Raw genomic sequence first — 15,290 nt, 5'->3', positions numbered from 1 at the left:
ACACTTTAAAAAACCTATATTTAATCCCATGAATACATCTTCAGCTCTGCATACTATTGCCTTTTATAATATTGAAAATTTATTCGATATAGAAAATGATCCCTTAACAAATGACGATGATTTTTTACCTACTTCTGCAAAACGATGGACATCTAAGCGATATCAAAATAAACTTAGAAAAATAGGGAGTGTTATTACTAAAATTGGAGAAGAAAATACAGGAACAGCGCCAGTTATTATTGGTTTAGCTGAGGTTGAAAATCGTAATGTATTGATGGATTTAACAAACAGTGAACATCTTATAGATTTAGGTTATGATTTTGTACACTTTGATTCATTGGATGAGAGAGGAGTTGATGTTGCTTTGCTTTACAAAACCAATCTGTTTGAAGTAGAAAATTCAGAAACGTTTTCAGTCTATTTACAAAATGATTTAGGTTTACGAGACTACACAAGAGATATTCTTCTGGTACAGGGAAGATTTGGAAATGAAAAATTACATATTATTGTTAATCATTGGTCATCTCGTAGAGAAGGAGAAAAAGAAACTGAATACAAGCGTATAGCGGCTGCTGATGTGGTTAATTCAATAATTGCTAGGCTCAAAAATGAAAATAATGATGCCAAGATTATAGTCATGGGCGATTTTAATGATAATCCAGAAAATGAAAGCATTAGTCTTCTTGAAAAAGAAAGTAGTCTCTATAATCCATTTAAGACAATTCAATCACATAATAAAGGAAGTCTAAACCATAACTTCCAATGGAACATGTTTGACCAAATTTTGTTTACAAATAATTTCTTCAATTTTAATAGTTCTAATTTAAAATTTGTGAAAGCAGATGTTTTTAATTCAAATTTTGTAACTCAGTATCATGGAAAGTACAAAGGGCAACCATTTAGAACTTATGTTGGTAAAAAATATAAAGGAGGATATAGCGATCATTTTCCGGTATATGTGCAATTCAAAAGCCTTTAAACCATTTATCGATAAATAAAGTAGTTCATCTATTATAGCATTGTTAACATCATGTTAATAGGCATTTTTTATATATTCGAATGTGCATAAAAGAACGTCTAGTCAACGTCACTCTATGCTTCCCCAAGCCTCATAAAAACTAAAAAAAATAAATCCTTTATAATCAATGCATTGTAAGGGGTTAAATAATTTCTAACAAACCGATTAATAATGAAAAAGATTACTCTATTTTTATTTCTGCTTTCATTTGTTGCGATTACAAGTGTACAAGCACAAATAACTACTTTTCCATACACCGAAGACTTTGAGTCTGGTGATGGTGGTTGGGTCGCCAACAACACAACAAATGGCACATGGGCTTTAGGCACACCAACTGGTGCTATTATTAATAGTGCTGCATCAGGGACAAACGCTTGGGTAACCAATCTCTCTGGTAATTATAATTCTAACGAAAACTCTTGGGTCACAAGTCCTGTATTTGATTTCTCATCACTTATAGCACCTTCAATAGAATTGAGTATTTGGTACGATATCGAATTTAGCTGGGATGGCGCTGTACTTCAATCTTCTATTGATGGAGGTACCACTTGGGTTAATGTTGGGGCTAATGGTGACCCAAACAATTGGTACACCGATAATACTATTAACGGTAATCCAGGTGGTCAACAAGAAGGTTGGTCAGGAACCGGTGCTGCTGGTACAAATGCTTGGGTAACCGCAAGACACGCTCTTACAGGTTTAGGAGGACAATCAAATGTAATATTTAGAATTGCATTTGGTTCTGACGGATCTGTTACAGACGAAGGTTTTGGTTTTGATGACATAAATATTTTTGAAGTTACATGTCCTGAACCATCTGATCTTGCTGTTGTTACGTCCAATTCTGATAGTGTAACTTTGTCATGGACAGAAAATGGCACTGCAACTATATGGAATGTTGAAGTTGTACCTGAAGGCTCTATACAGACTGAAACTCCTACTAATGTTGCTACTACAAACCCTTTTACCATTACTGGATTGACAGCAGCTACTAATTATGTTTACTACTTACAATCCGATTGCGGTGGAGATGTAAGCTCATGGGTAGGCCCGTTTGCTTTTACAACTGAGTGCGTAACATTCGTTGCTCCTTATACAGAAGGTTTCGAAAATGGGGGAACAATACCTCTTTGTTGGTCCATGGACGGTGGCGAAGATTGGTTCTTTAACGACAATGCGGCCGGAACCCATGTAGGTAACAATGGTACCATTACGGGTTCCACGGCTTCTAACAACTACTTCGCATGGTGTGATGCCTCTGGGAATGACGGTGTAAGAACCCTTACAAGCCCATTGGTCGATGTTGCTGGCCTGGCCGCGCCCGCTCTATCTTTCTATTTGATAAGCGACAACGAGGGCAATGCCAACAGTAATTTGGATGTAGAGGTTTGGGACGGTACTGCTTGGAACCCTATGGCCACTTACAATACCAATACTGGCGGGTGGGCTCTGATCGTCATAGACCTGAGCACCCTTACCATTACGGGCGACGTTCAGGCTCGTTTTATATTCTCCGAGATTGTAACAGGCGACTTCTATGATGATATCGCAATTGATGATGTGACCTTCGATGAAGCCCCTTCGTGCTTTAACCCTGCATCGTTAACTGCTACGGCGATTACCGCTAACAGCGCCGAACTAAGCTGGTCGCAGGACGGTAGCGTAGCGTCTTGGAATATCGAAATCGTAACGTCCGGCACAGCTCCTACGGGAACACCAACCTATACTGGCGTCACTAACCCTTATACCGTTACGGGATTGACCGCGGTAACGGCATACGACTATTATGTACAGGCCAACTGTGGCAGCGAACTTAGCGGTTGGACTGGACCATTTGCTTTTGAGACGCTTTGTGATGTATATACCCCCGACTATCTAGAGCAGTTTACAACTATAATCCCCGATTGTTGGGACGAGGCGGATAGTGGCGATGCAACTACAGGGCCTGGTGATTTTGGTGCCGGTGCTTGGGGTACGGATGGCTTCCTTAACAACGGCTTTACGGGTGCCTATAAAATCAACTTATGGCTTGCCGCCAAAAGTGATTGGATTTTATCCCCTCAGTTTGATCTGACAGGTGGGCCTTTCCAAGTAGAGTTTGATTTTGGGATCATGCAGTTCGGTAGCTCTACCAATGCTGGCACATTGGGCTCTGACGATATTGTCCAATTGCTCATCACCAACGACAACGGTATAACCTGGACGCCTCTTTTAACTTATGATAATACTTCCGTGGTATCACCTGCAGGTGAACACCCAGTAGTTACACTAGAGGCCTATGCTGGCCAGACCGTACAGTTCGGAATCTTAGGCTCCGAAGGTACGGTAGATGACCCTCAAGATAATGACGTGTTCGTGGACAACTTCCGTGTAAGGGGTATCCCTACATGTCCAGAGCCAACAGACCTGACTTCCACCAACTTGAGTCTAACCTCTACGGAAGTAGGCTGGACCGAGACTGGTGCTTCAACTGCTTGGAACATAGAATATGGCCCTGCAGGGTTTACTCCTGGCACAGGGACATTGGTTACCGGTGTTGCCACAAACCCTTACGTTTTAGACGGCCTGACTTCCGACACGGATTACGATTTCTATGTACAGGCAGTGTGCGACCCTATGAACATTAGCTCATTTGCTGGTCCTGGCTCGTTCTATACAGGGTATTGCCAGTCGGAACCTTCCAGTAATGATGGTCAGGGTGTTACAAACGTAACGATAGGAATAACAGACTTCCCAAGCTTAGGTGATGTGACCTATGAAGATCAAACTTCCCCAACGGTTAATGTTTTCCAAGGCATTGAAACCAATGTGGCTGTTACCTTTGCAACAGGATTTACTTATGATACCAATATCTGGATTGACTTTAATGATGACTTAGTATTTGATAACGCAACAGAACTTGTTTTTTCCGGAACCTCTACCAATGCCAACCCAACAACGCTAGATGCTTCATTTGTTATGCCTCTGACCGCACCTCTTGGCGTGCATAGAATGCGTATTGGTACTGCTGATTTTGGCCAAGCAACACCAAATCCATGCTACAATGGTTCTTGGGGGGTGACCTTGGACTTTACGGTAAACATCCAGGAGCTGTTGTGTACCCTGCCTGAGGCCACATACACAACTGTTCCAGATTGTGCGAACAACCAATTCTTCATAGATGTCGACGTGACGAGCTTGGGAGATGCCTCATCTTTGGAAATCTCGAACGATTTTGATGCTTCTACACTGCAGGCTCTGGCAACGGGCGTGTACCAGGCTGGACCTTTCCCGTTTGGAAATACTGTTAAGATTTTTGTAATGAACGAACAGGACAACAATTGTACGATAAGTAGTGACTTTTATGAAGTATTGGCTTGTCCACCTGATAATGATGAGTGTATTTCAGCAACTGTGGCATTTGTGAATGCCGATGAAAGTTGTGACACAACTAATTCTGGAACTATCTTAGCAGCAACCCCTTCTGGAGTGCCAAGTGGTAGCTGTTCTGGGGATCCTGATGATGATGTATGGTTTGAATTCACAGCTCTTGGTGACCAACAAATTATTGATATCCAAAACATAACAGGTGGTACTACCAACTTAGATCATGCGTTATACGAAGGAGATTGCAATAACCTTGTAGAAATTTACTGTTCTACTGACACATTTAGTCTTACCCCTTCACTAATTGTTGGTAACACATATTACTTAAGAGTTTTTTCTGCTGGTAGTAATAGTGAAACAAGCACGTTTGATTTATGTATAAGCACATTAGGCACCCCTACATATTGTTTAGATGCACTGCCTATCTGTGCTGATCCTTCAATCCAATATGAAAGTATTGTTGGAGACCAAGTGGCCCCTCCATATTTAGATTACGACTGTTTGTTCTCTCAGCCAGATCCTCAATGGAACACAATTAATTTTGATTTAGCAGGAGATTATGTGTTTAGTTTAGACCAAACAAGTGCAACAGGTACACCTCTAGATATTGACTTTATTGTTTGGGGACCTTTTGTAGATCAACAAGGTGGTTGTGTAGATTTATTACCAGAAACTATTGCGGATTGTAGCTATTCTGCAACAGCGAGTGAAACTATTACATTAACTAATGTACCTGCAAATTCAGTGTATGTTATATTAATAACTAATTTCTCTCAGCAAGCTGGTTTCTATACATTTACCCAAGATTCTGGTCCACCAGACGGGACTAATTGTGACGTTGTTTGTGATGTTACCTTAGCTCTAGAAGGTGGTGAAATTGAAGATGATATTGAAGATCCAATATCCCCAGATGAAACTTTTGAGTTTTGTGGTTTTGAAAGTGTTGAGCTCACAGCTAGTACATTCTATTCCGTAGATGAATTTAGATGGTATCAAGATGGTTTTATTATTCCTGATTATAACCAACCTAACCTAACAGTAACTGAATCTGGAACATACCAAGTTCAAGTACTTGGTGGAATTTGTGACCAAAGTGAAACATATTTCTCTGCTTTAGTTGATATTAGATTATATGATGAATCACCTACTATAGAAACTCAGAATATTACTGTATGTGATAGTCCTGGATCTGATGGTGTGGAAGAATTTGATTTAGATGCTTTAACTGCGTCTTTCGGATTAGGTGCTGATTTTGTTGCAAGTTATTATACTAATACTAATGATGCTAACCAAGCAATAAATCCTGTTAGTTCTCCTTACACAACTAGTGGTGAAACATTAATCATAAGAATTGAAGATGCTAATGCTTCAAATGATGGATTCCTAGGATGTCGTCAATTATCTCAGGTAGACTTAGTGGTCAATCCAAGACCAATGGCTAATCAACCAGCTGATTTTGTAGTTTGTGACGACCAAGATGGTAATGTTGATGGGGAGACACAATTTGATTTAACTTCAATCAACGATGAAATAAGTACTAACCCGGATGTTACTATTACTTATCATTCGTCTCAAGCAGATGCTGATAACAATGCTGCTTCTTTAACAAGTCCTTACACCAGTAGCGGTGAAACTGTATATGTAAGGGTTGAAGATAACAATACTGGTTGTTATGAAACCACTTCTTTTAACTTAGAAGTTGATTTAGTTCCATTAGCAACATTCGATCCAGAATACAATTATGAAGTTTGCCCTAACGCAACAGTGCCAATTACAATAGGTATCATACCAGATAACTTCACTGCTGCTGATGTTTCCGTAACCTGGCTATTGGACGGTGTTGTTATTGCCGGGGCTAGTGGATTAGCCCTCGATACTGTCTTAGTCTCAGGGGATTATTCTGCCGAAATTACTTTCAATGCTACCGGCTGTACCAATACCATAACTACTACTGTGGCAGAATTAGACTCTTGTATTTTCCCAGAAGGTATATCTCCAGGTGTAAGTCCGGGGCTTAATGACCGTTTCGACCTTAGTAGTTTCAACGTAGTGAGGTTGGAGATCTACAACAGGAACGGTACGCTTGTATACTCTAAAAACAATTACGTAGATGAGTGGGAGGGCCAGACCAACGACGGCGAAGAGCTGCCGGTAGGAACGTATTTCTATACCGTAGTCTACGAGGGCGGTGCGAAGACAAAGAGCGCATGGGTATACATAAACAGATAATCGACTAACTGAATCAACTTAAATTATAATGAAAAAACTCACGATAATAGCGGTTTTGCTCCTCGCGTTGCAAACGTACGGGCAACAAGACCCACAGTACACGCAGTACATGTATAATATGAATATTGTTAATCCAGCTTATGCAGGTTCTAGAGAGAATCTTTCATTCGGATTATTATACAGAAACCAGTGGTCTAGAATTGATGGTGGTCCAGAGACCGGAACATTTTTTGGCCACTCACCTATTGGTAATAACCTTGGATTGGGTGTATCCTTGATCGCGGACCAATTAGGCCCTGTCAAAGAGACCAACGCCTACGTTGACCTGTCCTATACCTTGAAACTGGGCGGCGAGCACCGCCTAGCCTTCGGTGTGAAGGCGGGAGCCACATTTCATGACATAAATCTTACTACTGGTAACGTTGATGTCATTGATGCTGGTGATCCCTTCTTTGGTATGCAGATAAATGAAACCACACCAAATATTGGTGCTGGTTTTTTCTATTACACAAATAAATATTATTTATCTGTATCGGTCCCAAATATGTTGGCATCTGTCCACCTTGATTCTAACGGAAATAAAATCGGCTCTGAAACACAGCACTACTTTGTAACAGGAGGTTATGTTTTTGATTTGTCGGCAAATACAGAACTGAAACCTTCTTTTATGGTTAAATCTGCTTTTAATGCACCTACGTCTTTTGATGTGAACCTTAACGCAAGGTTCTTCAAAAAGTTTGAAATCGGTGCTTCGTACAGATTGGACGATTCGTTCTCGGGTCTGGTCAATTTTGCGCTGTCGCCATCCCTCAGAGTGGGTTATGCCTATGATGCCGTATCATCGGATATCAAGGCATTTGCGCCTGCCTCTCATGAGGTGATGCTCCTGTTCGACCTTAATTTCCCGAAACGCGTTTCACGTTCACCTAGATACTTCTAACCGGTTAAGCTAAACAATTATGAAAAACTTAAAAACACTATTATTTATCTCGTTGATGAGTGGTCTATGCTTAACTGCTCAGAACAAGGACACCAAAAAGGCCGACAAGGAATTCGCCAGGTTCGAATACGTCGATGCCGCCGAAAGCTATAAAAAGCTTATCGACAAAGGGGACGGATCGCCTTATGTGTACGGACAATTGGCCGAGTGCTATTACAACATCTTCAATACCGTTGAAGCGGAAAAATGGTATGCCAAAGCTTTAGAGTCTGAAGATAATCCTGAGATGATCTATAAATATTCCGAAATGCTCAAGGCCAACGGCAAATATGACGAGTCCAACAAGCAAATGGAAAAGTTCGCTTCCATGCGACCTGCAGATAATAGGGCAACTGCATTTAGAAAGAACCCTAACTATTTGCCAAAAATTCTTGAACAAGGTAAAAAGTTTAATGTACAAGACGCAGGTTTTAACTCAGCGCAGTCTGATTTTGGTGGGATAGTGAATGATGGTAAGCTTTTCATTACCTCTGCCAGAAATGACAACCGAAAAACCTACGGTTGGAACGAAGAACCTTTTTTGGATATTTATACACTTACCAAAAATTCTGATGGTGCTTATGGTAATGCAACGTTGATGAATGACAAAATCAACACTAAATATCACGAAGGCTTAGTGTCCTTTACACCAGATGGCAAGACCATGTACTTTTCAAGAGAAAGTTATTTTGAAAAGGATTTTCAAAAAGACTCTTTAAGTAAAGTGCGTTATAGCCAGCTTTATTTGTTCAAAGCTACCAAATTGGGGAATGATTGGGATACCGTTGAAAGTTTAGCCATAAACAGCGAAAACTATTCGGTTAAAAATCCTTCTGTAAGTGCCGACGGATCTACTCTATATTTTTCCTCTAACATGCCTGGTGGTTACGGTAACTTCGATATTTACAAAGCGGCCATCAATGAAGATGGTACTTTGGGAGAGCCTGAGAACTTGGGACAGAAGGTCAACACCGAGGGACAGGAAATGTTCCCGTACATCAGCAGCAACAATACGCTTTATTTCTCTTCCAACGGGCATTTGGGACTTGGCGGTATGGATGTGTTCTATACCAAGGTTGTTGATGGAAAGATGGCGCCCGTAAGGAATGTCGGCATCCCTATCAACAGCAACGGTGACGATTTTGCCTTTACCATCAACGAGGAAACCGAGGAAGGTTTTGTGTCCTCTAACAGGGAAGGTGGCAAAGGCAGTGATGATGTCTATGCCTTTAAAAAGCTTCAGCCGCTTTGCGATGTTTTAATAACAGCGACTGTTTTAGATGATACAACCAGAGAGCCCTTAAGTGGTGCTTCCGTGTCCTTATATGATGCGGACGGTAATAAAATCGTTTCAAAAACAACGAACGAAGAGGGTGTTGCCGAATTCATAGTCGAGTGCGAACAGGATACCGAACTGGAAGTGGTCATGGAAGATTTTGAAAGCAAGAAAGTACCGGTAAAAGGGACCAGCGAAGAGGAACTGGCCGTTCAGATATCTCTGGACCCTATAGAGAAAATCATGACCCCTGAGGAAATCGTGCTTAACCCGATCTATTTTGATTTCGATAGGTCCAACATCACCGCACAGGCGGCTTTTGAACTGGACAAACTGGTACAGATCATGAACAAGTACCCGGAACTGGTGATCAACGCAACCTCCCATACGGACAGCAGAGGATCCGATTCATACAACCAAAGACTGTCGCAGCGCAGAGCTAAGAGTACCCAACAATACGTAATTTCAAAGGGTATAGACGCTTCACGTATTTCTGCTGAGGGCAAGGGTGAGTCCGAGCCTAAGGTCAATTGTGGATCCAACTGCAGCGACGAAGAACACCAGCAAAACAGACGTTCCGAGTTTAAAATAGTTGGCGGCGGACCAAATGAACAACAGTAAAACCTGACTTTACGATAAAAAAAGCGCCCCATTTTCACGGGGCGCTTTTTTGTCTTTTTATCGTAATGGATAGCCTTTAATCGAAAATAAGAGTATTTAATCTATTATAATAATATTGATAAAATGTTAATACTCTTTTTTTTAAAATTAATCCTATCTTGAAATTGTTAATTATACTTTATAATCTGTATTCGATAATCTCTATATAAATTTAAAAAGAAATTATTCCTTTCTAGCTTTAAATACTTAAAAGGTTTAGTTATTTAATATCAAAATCAAAACAATGAAAAAGACTACCTTATTTCTTATCATGCTAGGGTTCTGGATTACTGCAAGTGCCCAATATGATTTCAGTCCTATTGTAGGCCCTGTAAATGTAGCTCAAGGATCCGCTGTTACCATTAACCTAAACGATACAGCTAATTCAGCAGGTGTTTCTGCTTCCTCTTCAGGTGCTTATGATTCTTTCACTATTACTGTAGACTGGAGTGCTGGCGGTGGCGGTCCTTGGTCTTCTGAAGCTGATATAACCTTTACCACTACTGCTGGCTCTGTGACTATAGATCCCCCAACAACAGGTGGAGGCAACAATGGAGGAGATACAACCCTTACTTTTTCGGGTGACTTGGCTGGTGCTTACGACCCTACAACAGATGGATACATAGATATAGTCCTAAACCAAAGTTTTGGTGGCTCGGATGCAAATTGGTCGAACATTGTAATAACGCTTTTTGAAGCTCCAACATGTATTGACCCTTCGGGCATGACTGCTAGTATGGTAACTGCCACTGCTGCTAACCTAGACTGGACAGCAGGTCTATCAGAAACTGACTGGAATATTGAATATAATAGTGTTTCTGATTTTACTCCTGGAAATGGTGAGGCTGAAGTTTCCGTTTCCCCTAGTGGTTCTCCGAATATTCCTTTGACAGGATTGAATCCAGCTACTGATTATTATGTATACTATCAAGCCAATTGTGGAACTGGAGATCTTAGCTTGTGGGTAGGGCCTTATATCTTTACCACAGAATGCGTAACATTCGTTGCTCCTTATACAGAAGGTTTCGAAAATGGGGGAACAATACCTCTTTGTTGGTCCATGGACGGTGGCGAAGATTGGTTCTTTAACGACAATGCGGCCGGAACCCATGTAGGTAACAATGGTACCATTACGGGTTCCACGGCTTCTAACAACTACTTCGCATGGTGTGATGCCTCTGGGAATGACGGTGTAAGAACCCTTACAAGCCCATTGGTCGATGTTGCTGGCCTGGCCGCGCCCGCTCTATCTTTCTATTTGATAAGCGACAACGAGGGCAATGCCAACAGTAATTTGGATGTAGAGGTTTGGGACGGTACTGCTTGGAACCCTATGGCCACTTACAATACCAATACTGGCGGGTGGGCTCTGATCGTCATAGACCTGAGCACCCTTACCATTACGGGCGACGTTCAGGCTCGTTTTATATTCTCCGAGATTGTAACAGGCGACTTCTATGATGATATCGCAATTGATGATGTGACCTTCGATGAAGCCCCTTCGTGCTTTAACCCTGCATCGTTAACTGCTACGGCGATTACCGCTAACAGCGCCGAACTAAGCTGGTCGCAGGACGGTAGCGTAGCGTCTTGGAATATCGAAATCGTAACGTCCGGCACAGCTCCTACGGGAACACCAACCTATACTGGCGTCACTAACCCTTATACCGTTACGGGATTGACCGCGGTAACGGCATACGACTATTATGTACAGGCCAACTGTGGCAGCGAACTTAGCGGTTGGACTGGACCATTTGCTTTTGAGACGCTTTGTGATGTATATACCCCCGACTATCTAGAGCAGTTTACAACTATAATCCCCGATTGTTGGGACGAGGCGGATAGTGGCGATGCAACTACAGGGCCTGGTGATTTTGGTGCCGGTGCTTGGGGTACGGATGGCTTCCTTAACAACGGCTTTACGGGTGCCTATAAAATCAACTTATGGCTTGCCGCCAAAAGTGATTGGATTTTATCCCCTCAGTTTGATCTGACAGGTGGGCCTTTCCAAGTAGAGTTTGATTTTGGGATCATGCAGTTCGGTAGCTCTACCAATGCTGGCACATTGGGCTCTGACGATATTGTCCAATTGCTCATCACCAACGACAACGGTATAACCTGGACGCCTCTTTTAACTTATGATAATACTTCCGTGGTATCACCTGCAGGTGAACACCCAGTAGTTACACTAGAGGCCTATGCTGGCCAGACCGTACAGTTCGGAATCTTAGGCTCCGAAGGTACGGTAGATGACCCTCAAGATAATGACGTGTTCGTGGACAACTTCCGTGTAAGGGGTATCCCTACATGTCCAGAGCCAACAGACCTGACTTCCACCAACTTGAGTCTAACCTCTACGGAAGTAGGCTGGACCGAGACTGGTGCTTCAACTGCTTGGAACATAGAATATGGCCCTGCAGGGTTTACTCCTGGCACAGGGACATTGGTTACCGGTGTTGCCACAAACCCTTACGTTTTAGACGGCCTGACTTCCGACACGGATTACGATTTCTATGTACAGGCAGTGTGCGACCCTATGAACATTAGCTCATTTGCTGGTCCTGGCTCGTTCTATACAGGGTATTGCCAGTCGGAACCTTCCAGTAATGATGGTCAGGGTGTTACAAACGTAACGATAGGAATAACAGACTTCCCAAGCTTAGGTGATGTGACCTATGAAGATCAAACTTCCCCAACGGTTAATGTTTTCCAAGGCATTGAAACCAATGTGGCTGTTACCTTTGCAACAGGATTTACTTATGATACCAATATCTGGATTGACTTTAATGATGACTTAGTATTTGATAACGCAACAGAACTTGTTTTTTCCGGAACCTCTACCAATGCCAACCCAACAACGCTAGATGCTTCATTTGTTATGCCTCTGACCGCACCTCTTGGCGTGCATAGAATGCGTATTGGTACTGCTGATTTTGGCCAAGCAACACCAAATCCATGCTACAATGGTTCTTGGGGGGTGACCTTGGACTTTACGGTAAACATCCAGGAGCTGTTGTGTACCCTGCCTGAGGCTACATACACAACTGTTCCAGATTGTGCGAACAACCAATTCTTCATAGATGTCGACGTGACGAGCTTGGGAGATGCCTCATCTTTGGAAATCTCGAACGATTTTGATGCTTCTACACTGCAGGCTCTGGCAACGGGCGTGTACCAGGCTGGACCTTTCCCGTTTGGTTCTGCTGTAAATGTTTTTGTAATGAACGAACAGGACAACAATTGTACGATAAGTAGTGATACTTTTGAATTACTAGCTTGTCCACCTGATAATGATAATTGTGCTGAAGCTACAGTAGCAGTTGTTAATACTGATGGAGAATGTACCATCATAACTTCTGGAACTTTACTCGAAGCCACTCCTTCTGGAGTGCCAAGTGGTAGCTGTTCTGGGGATCCTGATGATGATGTATGGTTTGAATTTGTAGCAACTGATGATACCCATCTTATCTCATTAGAAAATATAAGTGGCTCATCTACAAATTTAGATCATGGTTTATATGAGGGAGCTTGTGGCTCTTTGACTGAAATATATTGTTCTACAGATGATGCTTTAATCACACCAACTTTAACCGTAGGGAATACATACTACGTAAGAGTATTCTCTGCAGGCTCTGGTAATGAGGATACGACTTTTGATTTATGTATAAGACCAGGGCTTGATAATGTTCTGGTAGATCAAACTACTTATACTGTAGAACAATTAGTACAGGACATTTTAATTGGTGGCGAATGTGCTCAAATATCTAATATTACTTATTCAACAGGAACAGATTTTGGTGAAGAAAATGGAATAGGTTATTTCTCAATGCAAGGAGATGGTATTGGTTTTCCGTTTGATGAGGGTATTATTCTTACAACTGGTGATGCAAACCTAGCCTCTGGTCCAAATGTAAATGCGATGAGTGATGGATCTTCAGCATGGCCTGGAGATACTGATCTAGAAAATGCGGTTGGGATTACTACAACAAACAATGCTACAATAATTGAATTTGATTTTGTCCCACTAGCACAAGAAATTAGTTTTGATTTCTTAATGGCCTCCGAAGAATATAATGGAAATACTGGTGGTACTTTTGAATGTACATTTTCTGATGCATTTGCGTTTCTTTTAACAGATTCTAATGGTGTAACCACTAACCTAGCTGTATTACCTAATACAACAACACCCATTTTAGTCACCAATATTCATTTAGCTAACCCTGGCTGTGATGCTGAAAATGAAGAATACTTTGGTGGATATATTCCAGATAATTTACCTCCCATTTCTTTTGACGGTAGAACAACTGTATTTACCGCACAATCAGCTGTAAATATTGGTGAAACATATCATATTAAATTAGTTATTGCAGATCAAAGTGATTCGGCATTTGATTCTGGTGTATTCTTAAAAGCTGGAAGTTTTGATCTAGGCGAACTTGACTTAGGTGAAGATATAACTATAGCATCTGGAGAAGCTGCCTGTTTAGGGGAGCCGGTGGTCTTAGATACTGGGGCACCTAACCTTAACCATTTTTGGTTTAAAAATGGTATAGTTATCGACGGAGAAAATTCCTCAACATTAACTGTTACCGAGCCAGACTTATATACAGCACAAGTAATATTTTCAAGTCAATGTTTTCTAATTGATGAAATACTTGTTGAGTTTCTACAACCACCTGCTCTTAATGAAGACCCATCAGATTTAGAAAGTTGTTCAGCAACCGGAGAAGCTCCATTTTTTCTCAGTGACAATGATACTGTCGTGTTAGGTAATTTAGATCCGAATAATCACACTATTTCCTATCATTTATCTGAAAGTGATGCAGATACAAATACTGATGCAATTACAGATGAACCATATACTAATATTTCCAACCCTCAAACAGTTTATGTTAGAGTAGAGGATAATACGACTGGATGTCATAGTGTAGCTCCATTTGATTTGATTGTTATTGAACCCTCTCATACAGCTGATAGTGTAGATTATACTGAGTGTGGAAATGGTATTGAAGCTGAGTTTGATCTTGCATCTCATGCTTTAGATATCTTAAATGAACAAGATCCTTCACAATTTATTGTTTCTTACCACACGTCTCAAGTTGATGCTGAAAATGGTGAAAACGCATTACCTAATTTTTATACGAGTTCAGGTGAGACCGTTTACGTTCGAGTAGAATCAGTAAGTTATGAAGGCTGCTATGTTACAAATAGTTTTGAACTGATTGTCGGCACACTTCCATTAGCAACATTCGATCCAGAATACAATTATGAAGTTTGCCCTAACGCAACAGTGCCAATTACAATAGGTATCATACCAGATAACTTCACTGCTGCTGATGTTTCCGTAACCTGGCTATTGGACGGTGTTGTTATTGCCGGGGCTAGTGGATTAGCCCTCGATACTGTCTTAGTCTCAGGGGATTATTCTGCCGAAATTACTTTCAATGCTACCGGCTGTACCAATACCATAACTACTACTGTGGCAGAATTAGACTCTTGTATTTTCCCAGAAGGTATATCTCCAGGTGTAAGTCCGGGGCTTAATGACCGTTTCGACCTTAGTAGTTTCAACGTAGTGAGGTTGGAGATCTACAACAGGAACGGTACGCTTGTATACTCTAAAAACAATTACGTAGATGAGTGGGAGGGCCAGACCAACGACGGCGAAGAGCTGCCGGTAGGAACGTATTTCTATACCGTAGTCTACGAGGGCGGTGCGAAGACAAAGAGCGCATGGGTATACATAAACAGATAATCGACTA

Annotated in this window: 5 protein-coding genes; all 5 read left to right on the top strand. The window is 41.5% G+C overall.

Annotated elements, in window-relative coordinates; translation table 11 throughout:
- Positions 1–28: 28 nt before the first annotated feature.
- The 5 genes from ACPX19_RS05675 to ACPX19_RS05655 all read left to right on the top strand — a co-directional run bounded on the left by ACPX19_RS05675 (position 29) and on the right by ACPX19_RS05655 (position 15,283).
- Positions 29–979: an endonuclease/exonuclease/phosphatase family protein gene (locus ACPX19_RS05675; RefSeq protein WP_426432021.1), complete on the top strand. Its 951-nt coding sequence runs from the start codon at positions 29–31 to the stop codon at positions 977–979.
- 210 nt (positions 980–1,189) lie between these two features.
- Positions 1,190–6,613: a fibronectin type III domain-containing protein gene (locus ACPX19_RS05670; protein ID WP_426432020.1), complete on the top strand. Its 5,424-nt coding sequence runs from the start codon at positions 1,190–1,192 to the stop codon at positions 6,611–6,613.
- Positions 6,614–6,641: 28 nt separating this feature from the next.
- Positions 6,642–7,553 carry a PorP/SprF family type IX secretion system membrane protein gene (locus tag ACPX19_RS05665; protein WP_426432016.1) on the top strand — a complete coding sequence of 304 codons (912 nt, stop codon included), beginning with the start codon at positions 6,642–6,644 and terminating at the stop codon, positions 7,551–7,553.
- A gap of 19 nt (positions 7,554–7,572) precedes the next feature.
- Positions 7,573–9,489: an OmpA family protein gene (locus tag ACPX19_RS05660; protein ID WP_426432015.1), complete on the top strand. Its 1,917-nt coding sequence runs from the start codon at positions 7,573–7,575 to the stop codon at positions 9,487–9,489.
- Positions 9,490–9,772: 283 nt separating this feature from the next.
- Positions 9,773–15,283 (top strand): choice-of-anchor L domain-containing protein, encoded by a 5,511-nt coding sequence (locus ACPX19_RS05655; protein WP_426432018.1) that lies wholly within the window; start codon positions 9,773–9,775, stop codon positions 15,281–15,283.
- Positions 15,284–15,290 lie beyond the last annotated feature (7 nt).

Source organism: Winogradskyella sp. HB-48 (assembly GCF_049942685.1).
GTDB lineage: Bacteria > Bacteroidota > Bacteroidia > Flavobacteriales > Flavobacteriaceae > Winogradskyella.
The sequence above is the reverse complement of the archived record's forward strand: the minus strand, read 5'-3'. Positions and strand labels throughout refer to the sequence as shown.

Coding starts and splice junctions, on each gene's coding strand:
- ACPX19_RS05675 (WP_426432021.1), top strand. CDS start 29: ATGAATACATCTTCAGCTCTGCATACTATTGCCTTTTATAATATTGAA.
- ACPX19_RS05670 (WP_426432020.1), top strand. CDS start 1,190: ATGAAAAAGATTACTCTATTTTTATTTCTGCTTTCATTTGTTGCGATT.
- ACPX19_RS05665 (WP_426432016.1), top strand. CDS start 6,642: ATGAAAAAACTCACGATAATAGCGGTTTTGCTCCTCGCGTTGCAAACG.
- ACPX19_RS05660 (WP_426432015.1), top strand. CDS start 7,573: ATGAAAAACTTAAAAACACTATTATTTATCTCGTTGATGAGTGGTCTA.
- ACPX19_RS05655 (WP_426432018.1), top strand. CDS start 9,773: ATGAAAAAGACTACCTTATTTCTTATCATGCTAGGGTTCTGGATTACT.